Genomic DNA, 26,640 nt, shown 5'->3' on the forward strand with positions numbered 1-26,640 from the left:
CTCCCGCCCTACAGTGGCTTGAAAGGGAGCTGCGATCCGTGGTCAACGCCAGCCTGAATTGGGCCAGCATTGTTGGGATCGTGTTGGCCGTTGGCGGAGCACTCCTCTACTTCATGAGGAGTTTCAAGCCCGCCCTGGCCCGCGATTACGACGTGTTCTTCGCCGCCGTGGGTTTGCTCTGCGGCGGCATTTTGTTTTTCCAGGGCTGGCGCCTCGACCCGATCCTGCAATTCGGTCAGTTCCTGCTCGCCGCCACCACCATCTTTTTCGGCTACGAAAGCGTGCGGCTCCGGGGCGTGACCACCGAGCAAGCCCGCCGCTCATCGTTCTTCGATGACGACGAGCCGATGCCCAAACCCCGCATGGGCGGTGGCCGCGACTGGCGCGATGACGTCGATCGTTTCGACGAACCGCAGCCGCTGCGCCGCCGCATCCGCTCCCGCGAAGACGGCTACGGCGAGCGCGATGAGGACGACCTGTATCGCCCCCGCCGGGCACCAGCCCGCGCAGCCATTCCCGAGCGCGCCGCCTCCCGAGATGAATGGGATGGCCGTAGCGAGCGGCGCGAAGCACCACCGACCGCAAGCCGTTTCCGCGCCGGCAGCGGCCCCAGCGAAGGCCCCGGCCGCGAATTCGGCTCCCGTCGCCAGGACCGCGATGAGAGCCGCCGCGGCACCCGCCCTGCCACCAGCAGCGAGCCCATGCCACGCTCCAGCCGCCGGCCAGGCCCAAGCGATCGCCCTGAAGGCACCCCTTACCGCCCGCAGGGCAGCCAAACCGCTGCCGCCTCCAGCACCGCCAGCGACCCCGGCGTGAGCGATGCAGAATTCCGCCCTGTTCCTCCCTCCAGCCGCAACAACGGCCCCGGCAGCACCTCGGCCAGCCCCAAGGGTCCCAGCCCCTCCGGTCCGCGCGACAACAGCTCCCGTTTCGACGACTGAGCGCCTTCTCGCTTCTGCTGCGCTCCTGCTGCTCGGCTTGAGCGGTTGCAGCTGGCTGCCCTTGCGGCGTCAGCCAGCAGCACCAACTGGGCTTGGGGCCGAGTCGCGTCAACAACCGGCACTCAGTGGCGACGGGCGGCTACTGGCAAGCCTGGTGGATCGCGGCGGCCGCACCACCGTGCTGCTGCAGGACCGGCGCAGTGGCCGAGAACTCCTCTTACGGCATCTGCGCAATCGCCAACCCCACAGCGCCCCATCACTGAGCTGGAACGGCCGCTACCTGGCTCTGCTGGTGCAGCAAGGGGGCCGGCGCCAGGCCGTGATCGAAGACCGGGCCACCGGCCAGCAGCACCCGCTGTGGCTGCCCGCCGGCCAGGAACCCCAATGGTTGAGCCTGGCTCCCGATGGCCAGAGCATCGCCCTGGAACTGATCCAGGGCGGCAGCCGCAAGATCCAGGTGTTCAGCCTCGCCGGCCTGCTCGAACCCGATCGCGCCCCCGGTTTACGCGAAAGCGGCGGCGGCCCGGAGCAGCAGCCATGAGCCGGCGCGCTTGGATGTTGGGCGGTGCGGTCGGCCTAATCAGTCTGTTGTTGGCGGGTTGCCAGAGCGGGATGCGACCGATTCAGGGGCTCAATCAACCGCTCAACCGCCTGGGCGACAGCCAAAGCCCCTCCCTGAGCAGCGAATGGCTGGCCTTGATCAGCACCCGCACCGGCAGCCGCCCTCAGGTGCAATTGATCGATCGCCGCCGGAATGCACCGGTGCCGTTGCCCGGCCTGAACCGCGCCGACAGCCTGCCCATCCATGTGGCGGTGGATCAACGGGGCGAGCGCCTCGCTGTGGTGCGCCAACGGGATGACCGCAGCGAACTGGTGCTGCACCGGCGCTCCCTACAGGCCTCTCAGATCATCCCCATCGAACCGGCGGGCGTACCGCAACGGGTGAGCCTCAGCGCCGACGGCCGGGTGCTGGCGGTGGAGGTGAGTCGCTCAGGCCTCTGGCAGGTGGATCTCCTGGAGCTGCCCTGAGCCCGGAGCCGAGGGTTGCCCGCAGTGGATCAGCCCACAAAACCGGCCCAGCTCAGGAAGGTGTCGCCGCTGATCGCCTCCACCAGCAGGATCGCCGCAAAGCCCACCATGGCGAAGCGACCATTCACCCGCTCGGCGTAGCCGCTCCACCCAAAAGCAGGCACGTCATTGGTGGTGGCACTGGTGGCGGGGATGGCGCTGGTGGCCTCGGTCTCGGGGGATGTGGTCATCGCGGATCAGACGCCGGAGTTGAAGGTATAGCTGGTGGCCGGCATCAGCTTCCAGCCGCCCAGGCCATCGAGCTCGAGCACCAGGTTGTGGAATGCCTTCAGGGTGGGCCGGTGACCCACGCTCACAAAGGCCATCTCCCGCTGGGTGAGCAGGGCATAGAGGTGCTGCTCGGTGCTCACATCGAGGGCACTGGTGGCCTCATCCAGCACCACAAAACGCGGTGAATTGAGCAGCAGGCGAGCGAAGGCCAGGCGCTGTTGTTCACCCAGCGAGAGCAGACGGGGCCAGTCCTGCTTGATGTCGAAGTCGGGGTAGCGCTGCACCAGGGCGCCGAGGCGCACCTCCTCAAGCACGCTGCGCAGATGCTCATCGCTGAAGCGCTGCGGATCCTGGGGGTAGCAGAGCTGCTCCCGCAGGCTGCCCAACAGCATGTAGGGCTTCTGGGGAATGAAGAGCAGCTCCGAGACCGGAGGGCGCTCCACCTCTCCGGCTGCTGGAGGCCAGAGGCCACTCACCAGGCGCAGGAAGGAGGTTTTACCGCAGCCGCTCGGGCCCACCACCAGCACCCGCTGATTGGTGCCCACCTCCAGGCTGAGGTCGTGAATCAGGCGGCGATCGCTCTGGGGCGGCACCAGATCCACATGACGCACCACGAGCGATCGAGAAGCAGCCGAGGCTTCATCAGCCAGCAGATCGCGCTGCGCTTCAGAGCGACTGATCGCGTCGACTTTGCCCTGGAAGCCTTCGAGTCGGCTGATCGAGGCGGAAAACGCCGCCAGGCGATCAATGTTATTTACGATGTAACTCACAGATGACAGCACCTGTGAAAAGGCAATGCCGGCCTGACCAAACACCCCGAAATCGACATCCTTGGCAAAATAAATAGGCGCGATTATGAGCCAAGGCAGAAACCGAGAAAAGTAATCGTAAGAGCGCTGGATAACACCAATAAGGGCCTCCCAGACTATAAGCTTATTGTAATTCGAAATAACACCCTTCAGCCTCCTGGACGCCTCCCTGCCCTCCTGCTGCTCTCCTCGATAGAAAGCAATTGACTCGGCATTATCGCGAATATGAACCAAGCCATAACGAAAATCGGCTTCCAACCTCAACTGACCATAGTTCAAAGCAACAAGTTTGCGACTTGCGTAGACAACAATAGCCGTACCCAAAACAGAATACAAAAGCAGATAAACAGCCAACGAGGAACTGATACTCCAAAGAACCAAGATAAAACTGGAAAAGGTGAGCAGCGCATAGGCAACCTCAACAAGAACCTCCACACTTGTCCTGGTGAACTCTTTGGCATCGTCGGAGATTCGCTGATCTGGGTTATCTATCTCTTCCGCCATCTCGTCATTTGGATTAAGGACGTAATAAGCGCGTCCCGAAAGATAACGACTAAGCAATCTGCCACTGAGCCACTCCCTCCAAAGAAGGCCTATCCATTTATTTAAGTAAGTGAGAATCGCACGGACCGGAAGGGCAAGTACCAGGCAAAATGCATAGATAGCAACAATCTCCCAGAATTGCTCAACCTGGTAGGCGACCAAAGCATTCTCAATATTGCGTGCAATAAAACTGATGCCGACGTTGATGCCGTTGATCACCAAGATCAACAATGTGATCAAACCCATCAGCAACCAGGGAAGCCAACGCCCCTGGCGCAGCTTGCTGCGCAGCGCCCCGAAGCAGATCAGACCAGCCACAAACAGCACCATCACCACCGGCCCTGCCGGACTGGCCCAGATGGCGTTCACCTGTTGCGGCACCCCCGGCAGGAAGCGGGCCTGCAGCTCAGGGATGAGAGCTCCACTGGCCGCTACAACCCCGCTCAGCAGCAACAGCGTGCTGCCCACCACCACGGTGATCAGCGCCACGATCAGCAGCAGAAACTGCCAGGCGCTGGTGTCCTCCACCGGCAGGAAATAGGGCTGGGCGAGGCGCCGCAGCTTGCCGAGCTGACTGCGGAAGGCCTGCAGGGGGTTCATGACAGCGTTCAGATACCGCCATTCTCACCGGTTCAGGTTCAGCCCGGCGGCCAGGCCAGCGGGCGCCCGCCGATCACATGCACGTGCAGGTGAAACACGGTCTGCCCCGCCTCGGCGCCGCTGTTGATCACCGTGCGGAATCCCTCCAGGCCCTGCTCGCGCGCCACCTTCGCGGCCACCAGCAGCAGGTGCCCGAGCAAGCCCTCGTGCTGCTCACCGGCCTCCGCCAGATTCACCACGTGCTCGCGTGGGATCACCAGGATGTGCACGGGCGCTTGGGGCGCCACGTCGCGAAAGGCGAGGCACTGCTCATCGGCATACACCTGATCGCAGGGGATCTCACCGCGCAGGATGCGACCGAAAATCGTGTCGTTCGGCGGGGTGCCAGCGGGATCGACCATCGCGTGAAGGGCGTGAGCTGAGGGGAGCGATGAAACAGCGGTGGCACTTCACCACTGCAGGTTTCCGTAAGGCCGATGTTGGCACGATGCAGCGGAGCAACCCTGGTGGGGCTCGAAGCCCGGGCCGTGGCCGTGGAGGTAGACATCGCCCCCGGGCTACCGGGGCTGCAGGTGGTGGGCTTGGCGGATGCGGCCGTGCAGGAGTCGCGGCAGCGGGTGCGGGCCGCCATCCGCAACAGCCAGCTGCGCATGCCCCTCACGCGGGTGGTGGTGAATCTGGCCCCGGCCGATCTGCGCAAGGAGGGACCGGCCTTCGACCTGCCGATCGCCCTGGCGGTCCTTGCCGCCAGTGACCAGCTCGATCCCCGCCAGCTGGAGGGAATCTGGTGCGCCGGGGAGCTGGGCCTGGGGGGTGAACTGCGGCCGGTGCGCGGTGCGGTGGCCCTGGCCCTGGCCGCCCAGCGCCATGGAGCGCGGGCCCTACTGCTGCCTCGGGCCAACCACCACGAAGCCGCACTGGTGGAGCAGCTACCGCTGGTGGTGGCCGACAGCTTGAGCGAAGCGCTGCACTGGCTGCAGCACCCCGATCAAGCACCTGAGCCGGCCTTAGCCCAGGCAACCGGGCTCGGGGCAGACGCCCCCCAACTCGGCGATTTAGCCAGCGTGCAGGGGCAGCTGCATGGCCGGCGCGCCCTGGAAATCGCCGCCGCGGGGGGCCATCACCTGCTGCTGGTGGGTCCGCCCGGCAGTGGCAAAACCCTGCTGGCGCGCTGCCTGCCAGGCCTCTTACCGGAGCTCAGCCGGGCGGAACAACTGGAACTCACGCAGCTCTATTCGGTGGCGGGACTGCTCGGCGCCCAGGGGGGCCTGCTGCAGCAACGCCCCTTCCGCAGCCCCCATCACAGCTGCTCCAGCGCAGCCCTGGTGGGAGGCGGCGCGCAATTGCGGCCAGGGGAACTGCCCCTGGCACACCGCGGGGTGCTCTTTCTCGATGAACTGGCGGAATTCCGCCGCGATGTACTCAATCAGCTGCGCCAGCCTCTCGAGCAAGGCGAGCTTTGGTTGAGCCGGGCCCGGCAGCGCCTGCGGTTTCCCTGCGCGGTGAACCTGGTGGCCGCCACCAATCCCTGCGCCTGCGGCTGGGCGGGAGATCCGGAGCGCACCTGCAGCTGCGGCACGGCCCAACAGCAGCGCTATTGGGGCCGGCTTTCAGGCCCCCTGCTGGATCGCATCGACCTGCAGGTGGTGATGCGGCGCCTGGAGGGCAGCACCCTGGGGGCAGGTTTCCGGGGCACCAGCGCCGCGGAAGCCAGTGCCGTGGTGCGCGCGCGGGTGCATGCAGCACGGGAGCGCATGCGCAGCCGCAACCCTCAAGGGGTGAGCAACAGCCAGCTGAGCGCCACGGATTTACGCCAACACGGGGCCATCAGCAGCGAAGCGCTCGACCTCTGGCAACTGGCCATTGATCAACGGGGGCTCAGCGCACGCGCAGCCGAACGGGTGCTGCGGGTGGGCCGCACCATTGCTGATCTGGGGGGCCACAGCCACGTCAACGCCTCAGCGGTGGCGGAGGCCCTCAGTTACCGGAGCTTCGATCAGCTCAGTGGCGCAGGGGCTGGTCGCGATAGGGCTGCACACCCACCAGCGGTGGCTGATGCTGGCGCTCCTCCAGGGGGTTACCGAAGGCGTTGCCAACGCTCGAGCCGATCCAGCGATTGAGAACCTGCATCAGCTGTTTCATGGGAGACCTCCGCGGGGGTGATCTCATCATCAGCAGGCCACAAAAAAGCGGAAACCGGTAGAAACACCGGTTTCCGCGAACGCCCTGTGGGCAAAAGCTGAATGCGATCAGCGACGACGACGACGCTGCTGAGCCTTGCGCTTGTACTTCTCGACCGGAGTCTCGTGGTGACGCAGGCGCTTGAGGTCGGCGAAGATCCCGGCTTTGGACACCTGGCGCTTGAAGCGGCGCAGCGCCGACTCAATGCCCTCGTTTTCGCCGACGGTGACCTGGGTCATAAACCGATCAAGAATCTGTGCAGTTTGACGATGGTAGCAAGCGCCTCGTCAGCCCTTCAGCTGCCTTCTGCAGGCAGGGCAGGCGCCGCGTCAGGGGCCGCCGCCGCCCCGGCATCGGGCCAATCAGCGCGGTAGACGTACACATGGCCGAGGGTGCGGCCACCGAACTGACGCCGCATCAGCTTCCAGCCGGGCTCCGGCACGAGCAAGAGAAAGCCGTTCGCGCTGCCACCACTGCGGGCCACCACCAATTCAGGGCCAACCCCAGGCTTGGTGGGAAGAGCCATCAGCAGGGTGTCGCCCGACTCCTTCACCACACTGAGGCGATACACGGTGCCCAGGTCGTTATCGCCGATCCTGAGCGAGTAGCCATTGCCGTCGATGAAACGGTTGCAGATGCCGGTGAAGTCGAAGGTGGAGAGCAGCGGGTCCACCACCCCTGGCTGGCTCCCCTGCACCGCGTAGCAAGGCCTCGCTGCTGAGCGCTGCTCATAGATGTTGAGCTGAGCGCGGCTGCCATCACCGATCGGCGCCGCCACGATCACAAACTTGCTCTGATCCACCTCCACGGCTTCAAACAGCGCCTTGGCAGCAGCAGGCTCAGGCGAGAGCAGTGCCAGGGCACCAGCCAGGGGCAGCAGTGCAGCGAGGGTGCGGACCGAATGAATCACAGACGCGGGCATGCAGCCTGGCGATCGTAGAAGTGCCGCGCGGCAATGCCAGCCCCTCAGGCCGGCTTATTGATCCGGATCGCCACCAGCAGGCTGAGCACGGTGCCCGGCAGGGCCAGGCCCAGGATCAGGCGGGTGGTGGACACACCCAGATCGGGGTCGCCGTAGGCGAGCTCAAACACCGAACCGGTCGCCGCAATTCCGAGCAGACAGGCCAGGGCCAGGAACACTCCGGCCAGGGGTTTCATCGGCATGACGGATGGGCCTCAGGCGATTGCGTGCACATCGGCTGGATTGAAGCCCTTCTCCCCCAGGCCTTCGCGCAGCTTGTCGTGATCGGTGACGCGGTCGACGAACAGCACACCATTGAGATGGTCCATCTCGTGCTGAATGCAGCGAGCCATCAGGCCATCGGCCTTGAGCCGCTTGGGACGGCCCATCTCATCGCGGTAGCTCACATCCACCACGCTCGGCCGCACCACATCGAGGTACACCCCGGGGATGCTCAGGCACCCCTCCTCGTAGGTGCAGAGACTGCCGCCCACCGAGGTGATCTCGGGGTTGATCAGGATCAGGGGCGGGCTTTTGGGGTCTTCGATCTCCAGATCGATCACCAGCAGCTGCAGCGGCTCACCGATCTGCGGAGCAGCCAAACCGATGCCCTTGGCGGCATACATGCTCACCAACATGTCGCGGGCCAGCGAACGGATGCTGTCGTCCACCTTGCCGATGCGCTTGGCAGGGGTGCGCAGCACCTGGTCACCCAGGGTGTGGATGTCGTAGGGAGGGTGATCCACCGGCTCCTTCGACACCTGCAGCCGGCCGGCGTTTTCGGCAGAACGGGCCAATCGGGCGAAGCTGCTGGCCAAGGCGTGTCCTCGCTGGCGGGGTCGTTCAGGCGATTCTAGGAGGCTTCTCTCGAGCGCTTTTGGAGATGGCTTCGCCTGGATCCAGCTCAGCCCCCCTCTCCGCTGCGCTGGTGCTGGGCAAGACCCCCAGCCTCAAGGAGCCCCACCTGCTGGGCGGTGTTCTCTATTGGCTGGAGCAGCGCCCCCATGAGCGCGGGCGCACCACCTTGATGGCCCGCAGCGGCCCAACCGCCGCCGCCGTGGAGCTCACGCCAGGCGACTGGAATCTGCGCTGCCGCGTGCATGAATACGGCGGCGGTGCCTGCGCGATCGGTCGCCGGGCCACTGGCGACGCGGTGGCCGTGTTTGTGCACGACAGCGATCGCTGCCTGTGGCTGTTACCTCTCGACGCTCCTGGCAGCACGCCGCGGCGCCTCACCACCCCCAGCGACAACGGCCGCTTCCCGGCTGCCCTCGGCGGCGGGGTGATCGATCCCCGTCACGACCGCTGGATCGGCGTGATGGAAGCCGATGGACGCGACACCCTGGTGGCCGTAGCGCTCACGGGGGGCGCCCCTCAACCGCTGCACGCACCAGCCGATTTCTGCGGCTACCCCTCTCTGAGCCCCGCCGGCAACCAGCTGGCCTGGGTGGAGTGGCAGCAGCCCTGCATGCCCTGGGAGCGCAGCCAGGTGTGGCTGGCCCCAGTCGATCCCGATGGCAGCCTGGCTTCCCCTCGGCCCGTGGCCGGCTCCGCCCCAGGCGATGCGGAAGCATGCTCGGTGTTTCAACCGCTCTGGGCCGGCGATCAGCTGGTGGTGAGCAACGACCGCAGCGGCTTCTGGAACCTGGAGTGCTGGAGGCAAGCTGCCCAGGCCAGCGCCAGCGCCGCACCCAAGTGGGAGCCGCTGCTGCCGATGGAGGCGGACTACGCCATGCCCCAATGGGTGTTCGGCATGAGCACCCTGGCCTGGGACGGAGAACAGCTGCTGGCGCTGGCCTGCCGCCAGGGCAGCTGGGAGCTGGGTCAGGTGCTGATGCCCAAGCAGCCCGGCAGCGCCGGCCAATGGCAGGTGCTGCCCCAACCGTTCACCGATCTGGCCGAGCTTTGTGCGGAGCAAGGCCAACTGGCCTGCGTGGCCAGCAGCGCCCGCGAACCCTCCGGCCTGCTGGAGCTGGAGCTGAGCAGCGGCCGCTGGCGCCATCAGAGCGCCGCACCGTGCCCACTCAAGCCTGAGGCCATCAGCCAGCCGGAGGCGTTGTGGTTCAGCGGCCACGGCGGCCAGCCCACCCATGCCTGGTACTACCCGCCAGCCGGTGGCGGCCACCCGGAAGCGCCCCTGCTGGTGAAAGGCCACAGCGGACCCACGAGCATGGCGCGCACGGGACTGAGCCTGGGCATCCAGTTCTGGACATCCCGCGGCTGGGGCGTGGTGGATGTGAACTACGGCGGCTCCACCGGCTTTGGCCGCGCCTACCGCGAGCGCCTCAATCGCCAGTGGGGTGTGGTGGACGTGGCCGACTGCGCTGCCGCAGCGCAAGCGCTGGTGGCCCGCGGGCTGGCCAGCGCCGAGCGCATTGCGATCGAAGGGGGCAGCGCGGGTGGCTTCACCGCCCTGGCGGCCCTCTGTTTCACCGACACCTTCCGGGCCGGCGCCAGTCGTTACGGCGTGGCCGACCTCACCGCCCTGGCGAGCGACACCCACCGGTTTGAAGCTCGCTACCTCGATGGCCTGGTGGGGCCCTGGCCCGTAGCGAAGGCCACCTATGAGGAGCGCTCGCCGCTGCAACATGCCGATCGCATCCGCTGTCCGGTGATCTTTTTCCAGGGTCTTGAGGATGTGGTGGTGCCGCCGGAGCAGACCGAACGGATGGCAGCGGAGCTGAAGGCCAATGGCATCCCGGTGGAGGTGCACCTCTTCCCGGAGGAGGGACACGGCTTCCGCAATGGCGCCACCCAGATCCAGGTACTGGAAGCCACCGAAGCCTTCTTCCGCCGCCACTTCCAGCTGTGAGGGGGCTGCCATGAACGACCTTCTGCCCGCGCTCTGGACTCCCGAGAGGCTGCTCGGACTGGCTTGGCTGGCCCTGGCCGGTTCCGTTCTCACCCTGATCCTGGCCGCTGGGCGCCGCATCGGCCGGCGGCTGAACCTGCGGCTCTGGGGTGTTCCAGAAGCCTTGGTGGCGGGGCTGATCGGCCTGCTGGTGGCACCCAGCGGAGCACTGCCCCTGTTGCCGCCTCACCTGATGGAGCTCTGGGGCGAGCTACCGCTCGTGCTGCTCACCCTGGTGTTTGGGTCGCTGATGCTGGGCAAACCCTTGCCTCAACTGGGCGGGCTCTGGCGCCCCGTGGGGGGGCAGGTGTCGCTGGCACTCGTTCTCGCCTTTGGCCAGTACGTGGTGGGAGGCCTGGCGGTACTGCTGGTATTGCAGCCATGGCTGGGGGTGAGCCCGGTGATGGCCTGCCTGATCGAAGTGGCCTACGAAGGCGGTCATGGCTCCGCAGCCGCGATGGGTCCGAGCTATGCGGCCCTCGGCTTTCCAGGCGGCCAGGATCTGGGCCTAGCCATGGCCACCGTGGGGCTACTCAGCTCCACCCTGGTGGGGGGCGTGGTGGTGGTGATCGGTCGTCAACGGGGCTGGCTCCTGGCCCAGGGGACCCCCACACCCAGCACTGCCGCAGTGCAGCCCACCGCTGCATCCGCAGCACCCGAGCGCCCCGCCTGGGCGGACTGGGCCGTGAACCTTGCCCTGGCGGGCTGCGCTGTGCTGATCGGCGTGGTGCTGCTGCAGCTGCTGCGCCTGGGCACCGATGCCATCGGCGGTGGTGTGGCCGAGGTGGGGCGCGCCCTACCGGTGTTCCCACTGGCGATCATCGGCTCGCTGTTGATGCGCTGGCTGCTGGAGCGCACTGGCCGCAGCCACTGGGCGTCGGCTCCGATCCAGAGCGAAATCGGCACCCTCTCCGCGGATCTGCTGATCACCTCGGCCACCGCCTGCCTGAACCTGGCCCTGCTGGCCGCGGATTGGCTACCGCTCACGGTGCTGGCCGTGGCGGGGCTCACCTGGAACTTGGCGGTCACCCTGCTGCTGGCGCCCCGGGTGCTGCCGGCCGATTGGTTCGAGCGGGCTGTGCTGGAGTTCGGCCAGGCCACAGGCGTGGCCGCTTCGGGCCTGCTGCTGCTGCGCATGGCCGATCCCGACGACCACAGTGCGGCGCTGCCGGCCTTTTCGCTCAAGCAATTGCTGCTGCAGCCCTTTTTGGCGGGCGGGGTGGTCACGGTGGTGGCCCCATTGGCCGTGGCCAGCTGGGGGCTGCCCACCTGGACCGCCTTCTGCCTGGGTCTGGTGCTGTTCGCCGGAGGCGCGGGCCTGCTGCTGGCCCAGGCCGGACGCAACACTGAACCATCTGCCGCCCACCCATGAAGCTGTTTGACGTGCTGGTGGCCTTTGCGGGCCTGAGCCTGCTGCTGCTGGCCGGGATCACCCTGCGCCGCAAGCTGCGCTGGCTGCGGCAGCTCGGCATCCCCGAAGCGCTGGTGGCCGGATTGCTGGGGCTGCTGATCGGTCCCTTTGGCCCGCTGCGGATCTTCCCGGAGCAGGTCTACACGGTGTGGGCCCAAACCCCGGGCGTGCTGATCTCACTGGTGTTCGCCACCTTGTTTCTGGGCCAACGCCTGCCCAGCCCGCGGCAGTTGTGGCAGCGGGCAGCCGGCCAAACCGCCTTCGGCATGACGCTCGGATTTGGTCAATACCTGGTGGGTGCCCTACTGGTGTGGCTCGTGCTGCAACCGCTGTTCGGAACCAACCCATTGATGGCCTGCCTGATTGAGGTGGGTTTCGAAGGCGGCCATGGCACCGCCGCCGGCATGGGCGACACCTTTGCCGATCTGGGCCTGGCCTCCGGCGAAGCCCTCGGTCTGGCCATGGCCACGGTGGGCGTGGTGAGTGCTGTGCTGATCGGCAGCACCTTGGTGGTCATCGGCCGCGGCCGCTCCTGGCTCAGCGCCGAGGAGAGCCAGCCCTCGGCAGGCTCTCTGCTGCAACGGGCCGCCCACAGCGATCCGATGTCAGCGGAAGCCAAGCTGGCGCAAGAAGAGGCAGCCGGCCTGAGCGATCCAACGGCATCTGCCTCCGTCACCATCGATGGGCTCACGGTGAACCTGGCCCTGGCGGGCGCCGCTGTTGGCCTGGGCGTCCTGCTCAAGGAGGGCATCACCCGCCTCGGAGGCGTGCTCGGTGGGGCCGCCACCGCCGACCTGCTGAATGCCATCCCCGTCTTTCCCCTCGCGATGTTGGGAGGTCTGATGGTGCAGCTGCTGTTGCAGTGGCGCCGACACAACGATCTGGCCTCGCCGGTGGTGCAAGCCAGCGTGGGCTCCTTGGCGATGGACGTGTTGATCACGGCGGCCATGGCCAGCCTCAACCTGCCGATGCTGGAGGACAACTGGCTGCCCTTCCTGCTGCTGGCGCTGGCCGGTCTGGCCTGGAACGTGGCGGCCTTCCTGCTGCTGGCGCGCCGCTTCTTTCGCGATCACTGGTTCGAGCGAGCGATCGCGGATTTCGGCCAGGGCACCGGCGTCACCGCCACGGGCCTGCTACTGCTGCGCATGGCGGATCCGATGGGCCGCAGCCGGGCCATGGAGAGCTTCTCGTTCAAACAGTTGGTGTTTGAACCGTTCCTCGGCGGCGGCCTGATCACCGCCCTTGCGCCGATCGCGCTGGCCAGCTGGGGCCTACCCCGCTTCAACGCCGTGGCGTTGCTGCTCACCGTTGCATCGATCGCCTTTGGCCTGTGGATCGGGCGCCGCGCCCAGCAGACCTAACGCTTAGTGGCCGTAGAGCAGGGTGCGGAACTGATGCCGCACCTGCTCCATCTGCTCGGCACTGAGCAGGGGCGGTTCGCCGATGGTTCGAGCCTGCAGGTAGATGCGAGCGAGGGTTTCCACCTCCACCGCCAGAGCCAGGGCCCGATCGAGGTTGGGACCCACCACCACCTGGCCGTGCTGGGCCATCAGGCAGGCGAGACGCCCCTGCAATGCTTCCACCACCCCATCGGAGAGCTCCTGGGTGCCGAAGGTGGCGTAGGGAGCGCAGCGAATGTCGTGGCCGCCGGCCACCGCAATCATGTAGTGAAAGGGTGGAATGCCGCGACCGTGACAAGCCAGGGCCGTGGCGTGGATCGAGTGGCAGTGCAGCACGGCCTGCACCTCCGGCCGGTTGGCGAGCACATCCGCATGCAGCCGCCATTCCGAAGAGGGGCGCCGCTGGGGCCGGCCCGGCTCGGCGGGGTGCAGCGGTTTCCCCGCCAGATCCAGCGCTACCAGATCGCTGGGCTGCATCAGCTCATAGGGCAATGAGCTGGGGGTGATCAGCATTCCGCCGGGAATGCGCACTGAAAGATTGCCGGAGGTGCCCTGGTTGATGCCGCTCGCCTGCATGCGGCGCGCCACAGTCACCAGCTGCTCGCGCAGGTCCTGTTCGCTCATGGAGGTCAGCATCAGGCGTAGAGGTTGCGCAAGCCGGCTTCGCTGGCGGGCGCCACACCGCGTTCGGTGATCAGCGCCGTCACCAGCCGGGCCGGGGTCACGTCGAAGGCGGGATTGAAGCCTTCGCTGCCATCAGGGGTGAGTTGCACGGTGGCCAACTGGCCGGCAGCCGGGCCGTCGTCAACGCGACCCTGGATGTGGGTCACCTCCCGGGCACTGCGCGCTTCGATCGGAATTTCAGCCACGCCGTCGTCGATGGTCCAGTCGATGGTGGAGGCGGGCAGGGCCACATAGAAGGGCACGCCGTTGTCGTGGGCGGCGAGGGCCTTCAGATAGGTGCCGATCTTGTTGCACACATCACCGCGGCGGGTGGTGCGATCGGTGCCCACGATCACCGCATCCACCTGGCCGTGCTGCATCAGGTGGCCGCCGGCGTTATCCACAATCACGGTGTGGGGCACACCCTCGCGGCCCAGCTCATAGGCGGTGAGCGAAGCCCCCTGGTTGCGAGGGCGGGTTTCATCCACCCACACATGGATGTTGAGTCCAGCGCGGTGGGCCTTGTAGATCGGCGCCAAGGCCGTGCCCCAATCCACCGTGGCCAGCCAGCCGGCGTTGCAGTGGGTCAACACATTGAAGGGCTGCCCCTGGCGCTCGGCGGGCCGAGCCGCTGCCAGCTGCTGGAAGATCGCCAGGCCGTGCTCGCCGATGGCCTCGCACATGGCCACGTCTTCATCGGCGATGGCCGCCGCTTCCGCCTTCGCCACCTCAGCCCGCTCAGCCGGGGGCAGCGGCGTCACGCGATCGCGCACCCGCTCCAGGGCCCAGCGCAGGTTCACCGCCGTGGGGCGAGTGGCATTGAGCTGCTCGAACGCAGCAGCGAGTGCGGCATCACTCGAATCCGCCTGCAGCGCCAACATCAGCCCATAGGCGCCGGTCACGCCGATCAGGGGCGCGCCGCGCACCACCATTGTGCGAATCGCCTCAGCCGCCTCGTCGCAACTGCGCAGCGTGCGCGTGGTGAAGTGATGCGGCAGCTGGATCTGATCGATCACCCCGATCGAGCGGCCATCGGGCTCCAACCAGATGGTGCGCCAGGCCTTGCCGTCGATCTTCATGGGGTGCGTTGCCGTGGCGAATGCTCCATGCTGCCCGTCGACCGCTCCAGCCACCCCAGAACCCATGCCCCTGCGTCGCCGCCAGCTGCTCCAGCTCGCCGCCGCCGGCGCAGGCAGCGGTGCCTGGTGGCTGCTCGGGCAACAGCAGCAGCCGGCCACGGCGGCCCCGAGCAGCACCCCTGATCTGCGCATCGGCCTGATCAGCGACCTCAACAGCAGCTACGGCTCCACCACCTACATCCCCCAGGTGAGCCAGGGCCTCCAGCAGCTCCTCAGCCGCAAACCAGCCCTGGTGGTCTGCGCCGGCGACATGGTGGCCGGTCAGAAACGGGGCCTGAGCGCCGGTCAGCTGGATGCCATGTGGGAGAGCTTTGCTCGCACCGTGCTGGCACCGATCCGCCAGGCCGGCCTGCCCTTCCTGCCCGCCGTGGGCAACCACGACGGCTCCCCCGGTTTTGAAGCCGATCGGGCGGCCGTGCGCCGCTTTTGGACGCCGCGGCGCCAGGCCCTTGGCCTGCGCTTCATGGATGCGGGCGATTTCCCCTTCCACTACAGCGCCCTGCAGAACGATGTGTTCTGGCTGGTGTGGGATGCCAGCTCCGGGCGCATCCCCGCCAGCCAGCTCAGCTGGGCGCGTCAACAGCTAGCCAGCCCTGAAGCGCGCCAGGCACGGCTACGGCTGGTGGTGGGGCACCTGCCCCTCGTGGGCGTGAGCCAGGGGCGCGATCGCGCCGGTGAAACCCTCGATCAGGCTGCCGCCGTGCAAAGCCTGCTGGAGCAGGGCCGCGTGCAGGCCTACATCAGCGGCCACCAGCACGCCTGGTTCCCCGCACGCCGCGGCCAGCTGGATCTGATTCATCTGGGGGCGATGGGCAGCGGCCCCAGACGGCTCCTCCAGGGAGCCATCCCTCCCCAGCAGACCTACACGACCCTCGACATCAACTGGCAGGACAACTCCCTCCTGGAGACCACCTATGCGGTGGCCAGCGGCCAACCCGTGGCCTGGAGCCGCCTACCCGCCACCTTGATGGGCCGCGCCGGCGGCCTCAACCGCAACGTTCAGGCGCGATCAATCCGCCGGTAGCCGAACCAATCCGGCACCTGGGGCTGGCTCAACCCCTCGGGATGGGGATCGAGCTGCAGATGCCAGCGCTCACCACCGAGCAACTCCAGCTGCTCGATCGCCAGGCAGTCGTCCACGGCGCAGAGATCATCCTTGTGCTGCTGCAGCGCGCCTGACAGCCACTGCCGCTTTGCCGCAGCCTTGGCCGCCTGAGGCGAGCGCGCCACCACCAGCCCGAAGTGGTGCAACTCCGCCAGGGAATCAGGGCGGTAGGCGCCCAGGTTCACAAACCAGAGCCGCTCGGGCCGGGGCGCGGCCGGCTCGCGCACGAGGCTCACCGCCCAACCATCGATCGCCCGCACCGCCATGTAGCTGTCCAGGTGCAGGCCCTCACGCCTCCCGAACCACTGCCGCCGCAGCTCGGGGAGGGTGTCATCGATGGAAGCCCCCACCACAAAGCGCACATCGTGCAGCTCGATATGACTGGTGGCGGTGCGCCCCCCCAGCACCACCAAAAACAACTGCGCGTGGTCAGCCAAGAGCTCCATGGTCAGCATTCCAACAGCTGTGAGAACGCTGGCGCGATGAACGATGCCGTCGATGTGGTGGTGGTGGGTGCCGGACTCTCCGGGTTGATCGCCGCTCGCCGCTTGATCGAACAAGGACAGCGGGTGCGCGTGCTGGAGGCGCGGCCACGGGTGGGGGGCCGCATGGTGAGCCAGACCCTCAGCGACGGCAGCGTGGTGGATCTGGGAGGCCAGTGGGGAGGCAACACGCACCACCGCTTCGCGGCGCTACTGCAGGAACTCGGGCTGAATCGCTACCCGAGTTACTACGCAGGCGACGGCATCTTCTGTTGGCAAAGCAAGCGCATCAAGGCCCCACTGGCGGAGCGTTTTGAGGACAGCCTGGTGTTCTTTGAGCCTGGGGCCCTCGACCTGGATGCGAAGGAGCTGGAGGCAACCCGCGCACTGCAGCGGGCCTTCACCGCCCTCGTCGCCCAGATCAACCCACGCCAGCCCTGGCTCACCCCCGATGCCGAACGGCTGGATCGGCTCACCGTGAGGGCATGGGCTGCCCAGCAGACCAACCTGCCCCTGGCCCATCTCCCCCTCGACTGGCTCTGCCGAGTGGGGGGATCGGGCGGCTTTGAACCCTGGGAAGCCTCAATCCTGCACCTCGCCTGGACCCAGGCGGTGGCACCGCAGACCGAGACTCCGGAAGCCTGGCTGGTGCAGGGAGGGGCAGGAGCGGTGAGCCTGCAGCTCGCGGCGGACCTTCGGGCCCGCAGCCCGGAGGCCCTCATGCTGGAAGCCCCGGTGCTGGCCATTCAGCAAAACGAGGCCATGGCAACCGTGATGGCCGAGGGGCTCGAACCGCTGCAGGCCCGTGCGGTGATCGTGGCGGTGCCACCACCGCAGCGGCAAGCGATCCGCTTTGAACCGCCCTTGCCCCCGGCACATCAAGCCCTGCTGCAACGCACAGCCATGGGCGGCATGACCAAAATCCTCACGCGCTACAACAAGCCCTTCTGGCGTGAGCAGGGACTGAACGGTCTGGGGACCGGTGAACAGCCCTGGCTGGATCTCACCGCCGACAGCGGCCCCCCTGGCGAGCAACCGGCCGTGCTGGCCAGCTTTGTGGCAGGCGAGCGGGCCATCACCATGGCCGCACTGCCGGAGGCGGAACGGCGAGCGCTGATCCTCAAGGATCTGGTGAGCTATTGGGGCCCCGACGCCGCAAGCCCCCTCGATCTGGTGGAACAAGCCTGGAATGGCGAAGCCTGGACCGGCGGTGCCTTCACCAGCTTTCCTGCACCAGGCAGCTGGACCAGCCATGCCCGCCTGGCTGCCGGCACCGAGGGTGGCCCGGCTCCCGCCAGCCATGGGCGGGTGTGCTGGGCCGGTACCGAGGTCTCCCCGCGCTGGCCTGGCTATTTCGAAGGCGCCATCGAGGCCGGGGAGCTGGCCGCGTCCACTGTTGCCCGACACCTGAGCCCATGAAGGATCGGCCCTACATCCATGGAACGAGTCGCCGCGAACAAGAGCGTCTGATTGATCAAGCAGAGCTGCTCTCCGAGCTACTGGCAGCGAACCTGGATTACCAGGCTGGCGACCAGATCCTCGAGATCGGCTGCGGTGTTGGTGCAGTGCTGGGGCAGATCGGCAAGAGCCACCCCGATGCCCAACTGCACGGGATCGACATCAGCCCCGACCAGATCGAGGCCGCGCGGCTGCACCTCAGCGGGCTGGGCCTGGATCAGGTGGAGCTTGCGGTGGGGGATGGCGCTGCGCTGCCTTGGGCATGCGCCTCGATGGATCGTGTGCGGTTGGTGTGGGTGGTGGAGCACCTCCAGGAGCCAGTGGCGGTGCTGCGTGAAGCCCTGCGGGTGCTGCGGCCAGGGGGCACGATTCACATCACCGAAACCGATTACTCCAGCCTGCGCGTTTCCCCGCCGGATCCCGCGATCGAGGCGATGCTCAGCGCCTTCGTTGCCCACTTCAACCGCCATGGCCATGCCCACGCCGGCCCGGCGCTGGGCCCCTGGCTGGAGCTGGCCGGCTTCGATCAGGTGCGCAACACCATGGTGGGGATCCACCACTGGTGTCCCAGTCGGCGCAGCCACGTTGAAGGGTTTTGCCGCTATCTGCTCGCCTTCATCGAGCCGGAGCACTCCGCCCTGGTCGCGGCGGCGCCCAACCCCTCCGCCACAGCCCTGATCCAAACTGGCCTGGAGCGGTTCGCGCGGCTGGGAGAGCAACCCGAAGGAGCGATCAGCATCAGCATCTACCAAGCCCAAGGGATGAAGCCCACCGACCAACCAGCAGGCTGAGCAGCATGGATCTCTTCGCGCAGCAGTGGGCTTCCTATCGGGCTGTGGTGGAACACAACCTGATGGAGCATCAAGCGGTGGCGGCCACCACCGCCTCCACCCTGGAGAACTGGCTGGTCGCGCGTCCAGCTGATGCCCAACCGCCGCGGATGGTCGACCTCGGCTGCGGCGATCTGGCCCTGCTGGCACCCGTGCTGAAACGCTTGCCTTTGGGCTCCTACACAGGCCTCGATCTCACAGCGGAGGTGCTGCCGCTGGCTCAGCAAGCACTCGGCACTGTGGCCTATCCCTGCCGCTGGCTGGAAGGAGATCTACTCCGTTGGGCGCGCGATGCAGCAGATGAGCAGGAGGAGCCGGTCGACATTTTTCACTCCGCCTTCGCCATCCACCACCTCAGCGACCAGGAGAAACAGACACTGCTCCAGTGCTTGCGCACCAGGATCGCGCCGGGAGGACTGTTCATTTGGGTGGATGTGTTCCGAGAAGCCGGCGAAGCCCGGGATGCCTACGTGAAGCGCTACCTGCAGCGCATCGCCAGCAGCTGGCCCCAGCTCTCAGCCCAGCAGCAAGAGCACGTGAGCAGCCACCTCGCTAGCTACGACAACCCTGCGGATCGCGGCACGATTGAAACGATAGCCTCAGCTGCGGGATGGCAGTGGCGCTGGGCCTGGAACGGCGCGCACCGAGCCGAGGCGATGGCCGTGCTGACGCCGGCCTGAGCCAAGGCGAACCCGCTCAGCTGTGCTCCCGCAGGAAGCTGATCGAGCCCTGCAGCTCATCGGCAAAGCGATCGATCTCCTCAGTGGTGGTGGTGAAACTGAGGCTGGCGCGGGCGGAGCCGCTGATGCCGTAGTGGCGATGCAGCGGCTGAGTGCAGTGGTGGCCGCTGCGAATGCAGATGCCGGCTGAATCGAGCAGAGCAGCGATGTCGTTGGCGTGAACGCCCTCCACGTGGAAGGCGGCAAGAGCAGCACGATCCGGCTGTTGCTCTGGGGTGGGGCCGAGGATGCGCAGGCCATCGATGGCCTGCAGGCGCTCGAACAGATGGCGGGTGAGCTGCTGCTCCCAGGCGTGGATGCGATCCAGGCCGATGGCCTGCAGATAATCGAGCGCTGCGCCCATGCCCACCGCCTCGCCGATGGCGGGCGTGCCGGCTTCGAACTTGTGGGGCAGCCCGGCCCAGGTGCTGTGGTCGAGGTACACGTCCTGAATCATTTCGCCGCCACCCAGGAAGGGGGGCATCGCCTCCAGCAGCGCCTCACGCCCCCAGAGGAAACCCATGCCCGTGGGGCCACAGAGCTTGTGGGAGCTGCCCACCAAGAAATCAGCACCGAGCTGCTTCACGTTCACCGGCAGGTGGGGCAGGCTCTGGCAGGCGTCCACCAGCACCAGGGCGCCGGCGGCATGGGCCAAGGCCGCCACCTCGGCGATCGGGTTGAGGCAGCCGAGCGTATTGCTCACCTGCACCAGGCTCACCAGGCGGGTGCGCTCGTTGAGCTTGCTGCGTAGATCGTTTAGATCCAGCTCACCGGTGTCGGTGAGGCCGGCATGGCGCAGCACGCAGCCGGTGCGATCGGCCAACAGCTGCCAGGGCACCAGGTTGCTGTGGTGCTCCATCACCGTAAGCAGCACCTCATCGCCAGGGCGCAGGTTCGCCTCACCCCAGCTGCGGGCCACGAGGTTGATCGCCTCGCTGGCGTTGCGGGTGAACACGATCTCGTTGGGGTTGGCAGCCCCCACGAACGCAGCCGCCTTGGCGCGCGCCCCTTCAAAGCCTTCGGTGGCACGGGCGCTCAGTTGGTGGGCGCCGCGGTGCACGTTGGCGTTGTCATGGTCGTAGTAGTGCTGCAGCGCCTCGAGCACCTGGCGCGGTTTCTGGCTGGTGGCTGCGTGATCGAGGTAGATCAGCGGCTGGCCAAGGCAGGCGGTCTGGGCCAGCAGAGGGAAATCAGGACGCGTTTGCGCCGCCAGATCCCCGGCCTGGGCAGCTACCGCGGATTGGGGTGCCGAGAGGGTGCTGGTCATGCCGCCGCCTCCAGTAAGCGCTCGAGCGAACACCAATGGCGGGCAGCGGCCGGGAGCTCGCGCAGCACCTCTTCGCAGAAGGCCCGCTGCAACAGGCCCGCCGCTTGATCAGCGCCGATGCCACGGCTCTGCAGATAGAAGAGCTCGTCGGTCTGCAGGCTGCTCACCGTGGCGCCGTGGGCGCACTTCACGTCATCGGCCACGATCTCCAGCTCCGGCTTGGTATCGATCCTGGCGCGATCCGACAGCAAGAGGTTGCGGCTGAGCTGGGCGGCATTGGTGCGCTGCGCGGCGCGGGGCACCCGCACGGCCCCGTTGAACACGCTGCGGCCCTGGCCGGCCGCCACTGCTTTATGCAGCTGATCGAGCTGCCCTTCAGGCCCCTTGAACTCCACAAAGCTGTGGGTGTCAGCAATGCGCTGACCATCCACCAGCTGCAGGCCCCGCAAGGTGGTTTGGGCGCTGCCATCCACCTGCACCGCGCGGGGTTCCAGGCGTGCCAAGCCCCAACCGGAGCTCACACTGCTGAGCTGCGCATCGCTTTCCGGCTCCTGCTCCAAGGCCACATGCGCCAACAAGGCCGCATCCGCCTGACCTAAGGCCACCAAGCCATGGCTGAGACGCGCGCCGCGCGCCAGGTGAGCTTCGATCACCAAGCTGTGCAACCCAGAGCCCTGGGCTTCGATCCACTGGGAGAGATCCAGCTCAGCTTTTTCTTCCAGCAACAGCAGCAGCCGCAGGGCCTGCAGGCCAGCACCGGCGGCACTCACCAGCTCCAAGCTCACCTGGCTGCGGCTGGTCACGCGCAGCGCCAGCACCCGCTCCGCAGCAGCGTGATTGAGCTCCACCGGCCAGTGCTGTTCACAGCCAGCCGCCGCCAGGGTGTGTCCCAGGCCCTGAGCAATTTCATCGGCGCTGAGCCGCTGCAAACCAGCCGGCAGGGCTTGGTCCGCAAGCGGATCAGCGCTGCCGTTCCAGTTCAACCGCAGGGCGCCTGAAGCCACCTCGGGCAGCGCAGCAGCCGCTGCGGAAGCAGCCGTGAGCGGCAGCGTCTGCAGCAAAGCGAGATCGGTGAAGCGCCAGTCTTCGTTGCGGCTGGAGGGAATGGGCTGTTGGCGCAGCGCCTCACGGCCGCGCTGCTGCAACAGGGCCAGCTCACCGCTGGCGGCAGGCGCAGCCGCCAACCAGGTCTCCAACCAAGCGCCCTTAGCAGGGGCTGGGGCAGCGAGGCTTGCAGCCATCAGGCCACCTCCGCCGCCAGGGCGGCGAGCTCCTGATCCACCCAGTCGTAGCCGCGCTCTTCGAGCTCAAGAGCCAGCTCCTTACCGCCCGTGCGCAGGATGCGCCCCGCCGCCATCACATGCACGTAGTCAGGAGTAATCGCATCCAGCAAGCGCTGGTAGTGGGTGATCAACAGGGTGGCGTTGTCGGCATTGGCGAGTTGATTCACACCACCGGCCACGATGCGCAGCGCATCGATGTCGAGGCCGGAATCGGTTTCATCGAGGATCGCCACCAGGGGCTCGAGCAGGGCCATCTGCAGGATCTCGTTGCGCTTCTTCTCACCGCCGCTGAAGCCCTCGTTCACCGAGCGATCCAGGAAGGCGGGATCCATCTGCACCACCTTGAGGCGCTCGCGCACCAGGTCTTCGAAAGCAAAGGTGTCGAGCTCCTCATGGCCCTGTTCTTGGCGGCGGGCATTGGTGGCCACCCGCAGAAATTCCAGGTTGCTCACACCGGGGATCTCCACCGGGTATTGGAAGCCGAGAAACACTCCAATCCGGGCCCGCTGCTCGGGATCCAGATCGAGCAGATTCTCTCCGCGGTAGTGCACGCTGCCGGAGGTCACCGTGTAGGCCGGATGGCCAGCCAGCACTTTCGACAAGGTGCTTTTACCGCTGCCGTTGCGACCCATCACCGCGTGAATCTCACCGGCGCGGATGGTGAGATTCACGCCCTTGAGGATCGCCTTGTCCTCCACCCGGGCATGGAGATCACGGATCTCAAGCAATACGGGAGCGTCGGGGCGAATCACGGCGGAGGAGCGAGCGAGAAGGGAATCAGAAACGGAAGGGGAGCAGGCGGATCAACGCCCAGGCGGCAACAGGGCGAATCTCAACCCACGGAGCCCTCCAACTTCAGGGCCAGCAACTTGTCAGCTTCCGCGGCAAATTCCATCGGCAGCTGATTGAACACATCGCGGCAGAAGCCACTCACCATCATCGACACCGCCTCTTCAAAGCCGATGCCACGGCTTTGTAGATAGAAGAGCTGATCTTCCGAGATGCGGCAGGTGCTGGCCTCGTGCTCCACCGACGCCTGAGGTTGCTGGGAGCGGATATAGGGATAGGTGTTGGCGGCGGCCTGATCGCCGATCAACATCGAATCGCACTGGCTGTAGTTGCGCGCGCCCACAGCCTTGGGGCCGATCTGCACCAAACCGCGGTAGCTGTTCGCGGAGCGACCGGCACTGATGCCCTTGCTCACGATCGTGGAGCGGCTGCGGGGCCCCACATGAATCATCTTCGTGCCGGTATCGGCCTGCTGTTTGTTGTTGGTGAGGGCCACGGAATAGAACTCACCCACCGAATCCGCCCCCTGCAGCACACAGCTGGGGTATTTCCAAGTGATCGCTGATCCGGTTTCCACCTGGGTCCAGCTGATCTTGCTGCGGTCGCCGCGGCACTGACCGCGCTTAGTCACGAAGTTATAGATGCCACCCACACCGTTCTCATCACCGGCGTACCAGTTCTGAACAGTGGAGTATTTGATGGAGGCATCGTCGAGCGCCACCAATTCCACGACGGCCGCGTGGAGCTGGTTGGTGTCAAACATCGGGGCAGTGCAGCCCTCGAGGTAACTCACGGATGCACCTTCCTCGGCCACGATCAAGGTGCGCTCAAACTGACCGGTATCGCCGGAGTTGATGCGGAAATACGTAGAGAGCTCCATCGGGCATTCCACACCTTTGGGAATGAACACGAACGAGCCATCGCTGAAGACTGCGGAATTGAGCGCAGCGAAATAGTTGTCATTACTGGGCACCACTGTGCCGATGTAGCGCTCGATCAACTCGGGGTGCTCCTTCACCGCCTCGCTGATGGAGCAAAAGATCACGCCGTGCTCGGCCAGCTTCTCTTTGTAGGTCGTGGCGATCGAAACGCTGTCGAACACCGCATCCACCGCCACGTTCGAGAGCCGCTTCTGCTCACTCAGAGGAATGCCGAGCTTGTCGAAGGTTTCGAGCAGCTTGGGATCCACCTCATCGAGGCTCGCTTTTTTCTGCTGGTGCTTGGGGGCGGCGTAATAAACGACGTCTTGATAATCAATCGGTGGATAACCGAGGGCAGCCCAATCGGGCTCGCTCATCTGTAACCACTGCTTGTAGGCCCGCAGCCGGAACTCCAGCAGGAAGGCAGGCTCCTCCTTCTTGCTGGAAATCAGGCGGACCACGTCCTCACTGAGGCCCTTGGCGATCTTTTCGGTTTCGATATCGGTGACGAAGCCGTACTTGTACGGCTGGCTCACCAGATCACCAACAGCCTGTGCGTTGCTCATGGAATGACCTTCAACCGGCGCAGTGGGCTTTCACTTCTTCGAGCGTGATGGTCTGCTTCTCGCCGCGGAAGGGGTTGTCTTCGGTGAGGAACAGCATGCAGTGGCACTCCTTGCGCTCACGCATGGGCACGCAAGGGCAATTCCAGAAGGCCTGAGCCACCTCGGCTTCCTTGTCTTCGTAGTGGCGGCACGGGCACAGGGCGCCGCCGAGCTCGTCCTTATGACGAGCCAGACCCTCCAACACCACCGCCGTCACGCTGGGGTCACTGCAGAAATAGGTGCCGGTGCGCTGGGCATAGGTTTCCGCAAATTTGCGGATCACCTCAAGGCTGTCGCTGGCTTGGGGGGCAGGAGCTTCAGACATGAGGGCAAAGGCGAGGCGGAGCGAAATGCCTGTGCAGGCTTGGCCAGCGGTTACGAAACCGATTGGTTTCGCAAGTCGACCCTAAAGCACACGGGCAGCACCCGGGGGTGACGCTGCATTGTGACGTGTGGGCGCTCCCAACCCGAAACTCGTCACCCCACGGCCAGGCGTGGCATGGTGTGGTGATAAAGAGTTAGTCATGAGCGCCTCCACGCAGGCACCCACCCGAGAGGCAGCGCTCACCCTGATGTTGCGTCAGGGGGAGCTCACGGCGGCTCAGCTGGCTGACTCCCTTGGTGTGTCGGTGCAGGTGATGCGCCGGCACCTGCGCTCCTTGGAAGAGGAGGGCCTGGTGGAAGCCAGCCCAACCACCGAAGGCCCTGGGCGCCCCTCCAACCGCTGGCGACTCACGGCAGCAGGACGCCGCCAGTTCCCCAATGGCAGCGAGCACTTCGCTCTAGGGCTGCTCAGTTCGATGGCCACGAGCCTGCCCACCGAGATGGTGGATCAGCTGCTGCAGCGTCAGGCTTCAGAAAAGGCGGCTGACTACCGGCGCCTGATCGGTGAAGGCACCCTCCAGGAGCGCCTCGAGCGGCTGGTGGATCTGCGCCGGCGCGAGGGATACGTAGCCGAATACCGCCCCAACCCCGATGGCGAGGGCTGGGTGATCAGTGAATTCCACTGCTCCGTGATGAAGATCGCCGAACAGTTCCCCTGCGTGTGCGATCAGGAACTTCAGCTGATCCGCCACACCTTCCCCGATTGCGCCGTCGAACGGGTGCACTGGCTGCTGGATGGCGGCCATGCCTGCGGCTTTCTGCTGGAGCCGTGCTGAGCGAGCAGGATCTCCAAGAGCTGGAGAGCACGCTGCTGCCAGCCCTGGAGCGCCACCATCTGCGCCTACTCGCTCACAGCCTGCGCTGCCTGCAGCAAGCCGCCCAAGGCAGCACCGCCATGCCTGCGCAAGAGGGGCTGATGACCTGGGCCCAGCAGCAACCCAACCTGGCCGTAGATCCCACATTCATTCCTGTGCTGGTGGAACAGCTGGCTAAAGCAGCTGTGCAGCTGGAGGCCATCGGCGTCGACGCCGGCAAAGCACCGCTGGCCCTCGAGATCAGTGATCTGGTGCGCTGGGGACAGCAGCAGGCCGATCAACGAATCGGTGACACGCTCAAACCACCAGAGCACTAACCCCAGCCAACGCCAGCAAGGCCGCCAGCCAGCCCCGCCACCCAGGCTGATCTCCCTCCAGATGAGCCAGAGGAATGGCCATGAGCGGCGCTGTAGCCAACAGGGCTACCGCAATTCCGCCGGGGAGCCTTTGCAGGGCCATCTGCTGCAGCGCAATCCCCGCCGTCGTGCCGAGCAGGGTGGCTAGCAAGCCCAGGGGCCAACGCCGAGCAGAGGGGCGCGGCCCCCAACCCCGATGCCGCCAACCGCGCAGCAAAGGGAGAAGCACGAGCGCGGCCGCCAGCAGCCGCACCCATGCCGACTGCAACGGATCCAGGGCGGCATCCCGCAAGGCCGCCCGCGACATCAGAGCTCCACCACTGCCACAGAGCAAAGCCCCCACAGCCAGCGCAACGCCCTGGAGCTGCAAGCGACCTTCTGCAGCACTGGTCGGCCGCTGAACCGCCACCAGCAGCAGAGCCAAGGTGATCAGGCCCAGCCCGATCCACTGCAGAGGAGCCGGCACCTCCGCCAGCCACACCAGTCCCCCCAGGGCCGCCACCGCAGGGCCGCCCGCGTCGATGGTGAGCGTGCGGCGCGTGCCAAGCCGTCGCAAGGCGGCGAAATAAAGGCTGTCGCCGAGCGCAATGCCCAACACACCACTGAGCGCCAACAACACCAATGCGCCAGGGGCCGCCGGCCAGGGGCGACCCAGCACCAGCGGCAGCAACATCACCAGCGCCAGCCAGTTCTTGAGCAGGTTGAGCTCAGCGCCGCTCAACGAGGTGGATAGGCGCCGCCACAGGCCGCTGGCCAGGGTCCAGCACAGGGCCGCAGCCAGGGCAGCCAAAGCACCGAACAGCACAACCTCAACCGGCGGTGGCGGCTT

Annotated in this window: 29 protein-coding genes; 13 read left to right on the forward strand and 16 right to left on the reverse strand. The window is 66.3% G+C overall.

The features are described 5' to 3' along the window. Positions 1 to 38: 38 nt before the first annotated feature. Genes CB0101_RS14140 through CB0101_RS14150 form a run of 3 tightly spaced genes read left to right on the forward strand, consistent with a single transcriptional unit; the run spans position 39 to position 1,970 of the window. Positions 39 to 941, forward strand: coding sequence for a Ycf66 family protein (locus CB0101_RS14140; RefSeq protein ID WP_010304515.1), 903 nt, complete (start codon positions 39 to 41; stop codon positions 939 to 941). A 37-nt stretch (positions 942 to 978) separates the two neighbouring features. Beyond that, entirely contained in the window at positions 979 to 1,482 is a 504-nt protein-coding gene (locus CB0101_RS14145) for a hypothetical protein (RefSeq protein ID WP_010304517.1), read from the forward strand. Further along, positions 1,479 to 1,970 carry a hypothetical protein gene (locus CB0101_RS14150; protein ID WP_010304519.1) on the forward strand — a complete coding sequence of 164 codons (492 nt, stop codon included), beginning with the start codon at positions 1,479 to 1,481 and terminating at the stop codon, positions 1,968 to 1,970. Before CB0101_RS14145 ends, CB0101_RS14150 begins: the two co-directional genes overlap by 4 nt. A 29-nt stretch (positions 1,971 to 1,999) precedes the next feature. Here the strand turns inward: CB0101_RS14150 and CB0101_RS14155 are convergent, their stop codons facing one another. The 3 genes from CB0101_RS14155 to CB0101_RS14165 are packed head-to-tail and all read right to left on the reverse strand — an operon-like array spanning position 2,000 to position 4,593. Beyond that, positions 2,000 to 2,200, reverse strand: coding sequence for a chlorophyll a/b-binding protein (locus CB0101_RS14155; RefSeq protein WP_010304521.1), 201 nt, complete (start codon positions 2,198 to 2,200; stop codon positions 2,000 to 2,002). Positions 2,201 to 2,206: 6 nt separating this feature from the next. Continuing rightward, positions 2,207 to 4,192, reverse strand: a complete 1,986-nt coding sequence (locus CB0101_RS14160; protein ID WP_029552763.1) for an ABC transporter ATP-binding protein/permease — start codon at positions 4,190 to 4,192, stop codon at positions 2,207 to 2,209. A gap of 38 nt (positions 4,193 to 4,230) precedes the next feature. Further along, complete coding sequence (locus tag CB0101_RS14165) at positions 4,231 to 4,593, reverse strand: histidine triad nucleotide-binding protein (RefSeq protein ID WP_010304527.1); 363 nt, start codon at positions 4,591 to 4,593, stop codon at positions 4,231 to 4,233. Between the two features lie 75 nt (positions 4,594 to 4,668). On the opposite strand from CB0101_RS14165, the gene CB0101_RS14170 reads away from it, so the two are divergent. Continuing rightward, positions 4,669 to 6,312, forward strand: a complete 1,644-nt coding sequence (locus CB0101_RS14170; protein WP_010304529.1) for a YifB family Mg chelatase-like AAA ATPase — start codon at positions 4,669 to 4,671, stop codon at positions 6,310 to 6,312. 129 nt (positions 6,313 to 6,441) lie between these two features. Here CB0101_RS14170 and rpsU read toward each other — a convergent pair whose 3' ends face one another. The 4 genes from rpsU to def are packed head-to-tail and all read right to left on the reverse strand — an operon-like array spanning position 6,442 to position 8,152. Next, a complete protein-coding gene (gene rpsU / locus CB0101_RS14175; protein WP_010304532.1) occupies positions 6,442 to 6,612 on the reverse strand; it encodes a 30S ribosomal protein S21 in 171 nt (56 codons plus the stop codon). A gap of 56 nt (positions 6,613 to 6,668) precedes the next feature. Next, entirely contained in the window at positions 6,669 to 7,283 is a 615-nt protein-coding gene (locus CB0101_RS14180; RefSeq protein ID WP_010304534.1) for a DUF3747 domain-containing protein, read from the reverse strand. A 56-nt stretch (positions 7,284 to 7,339) separates the two neighbouring features. After that, the gene (locus CB0101_RS14185; RefSeq protein ID WP_010304536.1) at positions 7,340 to 7,537 is read right to left on the reverse strand and encodes a hypothetical protein; all 198 of its coding nucleotides are present in this window, start codon (positions 7,535 to 7,537) and stop codon (positions 7,340 to 7,342) included. A gap of 12 nt (positions 7,538 to 7,549) precedes the next feature. Further along, positions 7,550 to 8,152, reverse strand: a complete 603-nt coding sequence (gene def, locus CB0101_RS14190; protein ID WP_010304538.1) for a peptide deformylase — start codon at positions 8,150 to 8,152, stop codon at positions 7,550 to 7,552. Between the two features lie 65 nt (positions 8,153 to 8,217). Here def and CB0101_RS14195 point away from each other — a divergent pair, with 65 nt between their 5' ends. From CB0101_RS14195 to CB0101_RS14205, 3 genes are read left to right on the forward strand one after another with little or no spacing between them, the layout of a single operon-like run. Further along, positions 8,218 to 10,146, forward strand: coding sequence for a prolyl oligopeptidase family serine peptidase (locus tag CB0101_RS14195; protein WP_010304540.1), 1,929 nt, complete (start codon positions 8,218 to 8,220; stop codon positions 10,144 to 10,146). 10 nt (positions 10,147 to 10,156) lie between these two features. Then, on the forward strand, positions 10,157 to 11,557 hold the full coding sequence (locus CB0101_RS14200; RefSeq protein ID WP_010304543.1) for a sodium/glutamate symporter: 1,401 nt from the start codon (positions 10,157 to 10,159) through the stop codon (positions 11,555 to 11,557). After that, positions 11,554 to 12,957: a sodium/glutamate symporter gene (locus CB0101_RS14205; protein WP_010304546.1), complete on the forward strand. Its 1,404-nt coding sequence runs from the start codon at positions 11,554 to 11,556 to the stop codon at positions 12,955 to 12,957. The genes CB0101_RS14200 and CB0101_RS14205 overlap by 4 nt, the downstream gene beginning before the upstream one ends. A 3-nt stretch (positions 12,958 to 12,960) precedes the next feature. Here the strand turns inward: CB0101_RS14205 and CB0101_RS14210 are convergent, their stop codons facing one another. Both CB0101_RS14210 and mtnA read right to left on the reverse strand, forming a co-directional pair. Beyond that, complete coding sequence (locus CB0101_RS14210; RefSeq protein ID WP_010304549.1) at positions 12,961 to 13,620, reverse strand: class II aldolase/adducin family protein; 660 nt, start codon at positions 13,618 to 13,620, stop codon at positions 12,961 to 12,963. Between the two features lie 11 nt (positions 13,621 to 13,631). Continuing rightward, entirely contained in the window at positions 13,632 to 14,738 is a 1,107-nt protein-coding gene (mtnA, locus tag CB0101_RS14215; RefSeq protein WP_010304552.1) for an S-methyl-5-thioribose-1-phosphate isomerase, read from the reverse strand. 64 nt (positions 14,739 to 14,802) lie between these two features. Between mtnA and CB0101_RS14220 the strand changes: the two genes are divergently transcribed. Then, positions 14,803 to 15,822, forward strand: a complete 1,020-nt coding sequence (locus tag CB0101_RS14220) for a metallophosphoesterase (RefSeq protein ID WP_010304555.1) — start codon at positions 14,803 to 14,805, stop codon at positions 15,820 to 15,822. Here the strand turns inward: CB0101_RS14220 and CB0101_RS14225 are convergent. Then, the gene (locus tag CB0101_RS14225; protein ID WP_010304557.1) at positions 15,798 to 16,349 is read right to left on the reverse strand and encodes a DUF1543 domain-containing protein; all 552 of its coding nucleotides are present in this window, start codon (positions 16,347 to 16,349) and stop codon (positions 15,798 to 15,800) included. The two genes, CB0101_RS14220 and CB0101_RS14225, sit on opposite strands and share 25 nt — an antisense overlap. A gap of 36 nt (positions 16,350 to 16,385) precedes the next feature. Here CB0101_RS14225 and CB0101_RS14230 point away from each other — a divergent pair, with 36 nt between their 5' ends. From CB0101_RS14230 to CB0101_RS14240, 3 genes are read left to right on the forward strand one after another with little or no spacing between them, the layout of a single operon-like run. Beyond that, entirely contained in the window at positions 16,386 to 17,804 is a 1,419-nt protein-coding gene (locus tag CB0101_RS14230; protein WP_010304558.1) for an FAD-dependent oxidoreductase, read from the forward strand. Beyond that, the gene (locus CB0101_RS14235; protein ID WP_010304560.1) at positions 17,801 to 18,634 is read left to right on the forward strand and encodes a methyltransferase domain-containing protein; all 834 of its coding nucleotides are present in this window, start codon (positions 17,801 to 17,803) and stop codon (positions 18,632 to 18,634) included. The genes CB0101_RS14230 and CB0101_RS14235 overlap by 4 nt, the downstream gene beginning before the upstream one ends. A gap of 5 nt (positions 18,635 to 18,639) precedes the next feature. Then, on the forward strand, positions 18,640 to 19,353 hold the full coding sequence (locus tag CB0101_RS14240) for a trans-aconitate 2-methyltransferase (protein WP_010304564.1): 714 nt from the start codon (positions 18,640 to 18,642) through the stop codon (positions 19,351 to 19,353). A 16-nt stretch (positions 19,354 to 19,369) separates the two neighbouring features. On the opposite strand, the gene CB0101_RS14245 is transcribed toward CB0101_RS14240, so the two are convergent. From CB0101_RS14245 to CB0101_RS14265, 5 genes are all read right to left on the reverse strand, one after another. Continuing rightward, positions 19,370 to 20,659, reverse strand: coding sequence for a SufS family cysteine desulfurase (locus CB0101_RS14245; protein ID WP_010304567.1), 1,290 nt, complete (start codon positions 20,657 to 20,659; stop codon positions 19,370 to 19,372). After that, on the reverse strand, positions 20,656 to 21,900 hold the full coding sequence (gene sufD, locus CB0101_RS14250) for a Fe-S cluster assembly protein SufD (RefSeq protein ID WP_010304570.1): 1,245 nt from the start codon (positions 21,898 to 21,900) through the stop codon (positions 20,656 to 20,658). The genes CB0101_RS14245 and sufD overlap by 4 nt, the downstream gene beginning before the upstream one ends. Beyond that, positions 21,900 to 22,694 (reverse strand): Fe-S cluster assembly ATPase SufC, encoded by a 795-nt coding sequence (gene sufC / locus CB0101_RS14255; protein WP_029552765.1) that lies wholly within the window; start codon positions 22,692 to 22,694, stop codon positions 21,900 to 21,902. The genes sufD and sufC overlap by 1 nt, the downstream gene beginning before the upstream one ends. A gap of 80 nt (positions 22,695 to 22,774) precedes the next feature. After that, positions 22,775 to 24,217, reverse strand: a complete 1,443-nt coding sequence (gene sufB, locus CB0101_RS14260; protein ID WP_010304576.1) for a Fe-S cluster assembly protein SufB — start codon at positions 24,215 to 24,217, stop codon at positions 22,775 to 22,777. Between the two features lie 10 nt (positions 24,218 to 24,227). Beyond that, on the reverse strand, positions 24,228 to 24,581 hold the full coding sequence (locus tag CB0101_RS14265) for a ferredoxin-thioredoxin reductase catalytic domain-containing protein (RefSeq protein ID WP_010304579.1): 354 nt from the start codon (positions 24,579 to 24,581) through the stop codon (positions 24,228 to 24,230). Positions 24,582 to 24,780: 199 nt separating this feature from the next. Between CB0101_RS14265 and sufR the strand changes: the two genes are divergently transcribed. Continuing rightward, positions 24,781 to 25,416, forward strand: coding sequence for an iron-sulfur cluster biosynthesis transcriptional regulator SufR (gene sufR, locus CB0101_RS14270; protein WP_010304611.1), 636 nt, complete (start codon positions 24,781 to 24,783; stop codon positions 25,414 to 25,416). Then, positions 25,410 to 25,772, forward strand: coding sequence for a hypothetical protein (locus CB0101_RS14275; RefSeq protein ID WP_010304613.1), 363 nt, complete (start codon positions 25,410 to 25,412; stop codon positions 25,770 to 25,772). Before sufR ends, CB0101_RS14275 begins: the two co-directional genes overlap by 7 nt. Here CB0101_RS14275 and CB0101_RS14280 read toward each other — a convergent pair. Beyond that, entirely contained in the window at positions 25,753 to 26,616 is an 864-nt protein-coding gene (locus CB0101_RS14280; protein WP_010304615.1) for an EamA family transporter, read from the reverse strand. The two genes, CB0101_RS14275 and CB0101_RS14280, sit on opposite strands and share 20 nt — an antisense overlap. Positions 26,617 to 26,640 lie beyond the last annotated feature (24 nt).

Origin of the sequence: Synechococcus sp. CB0101, from assembly GCF_000179235.2 — a bacterium.
Classification (GTDB): domain Bacteria; phylum Cyanobacteriota; class Cyanobacteriia; order PCC-6307; family Cyanobiaceae; genus Vulcanococcus.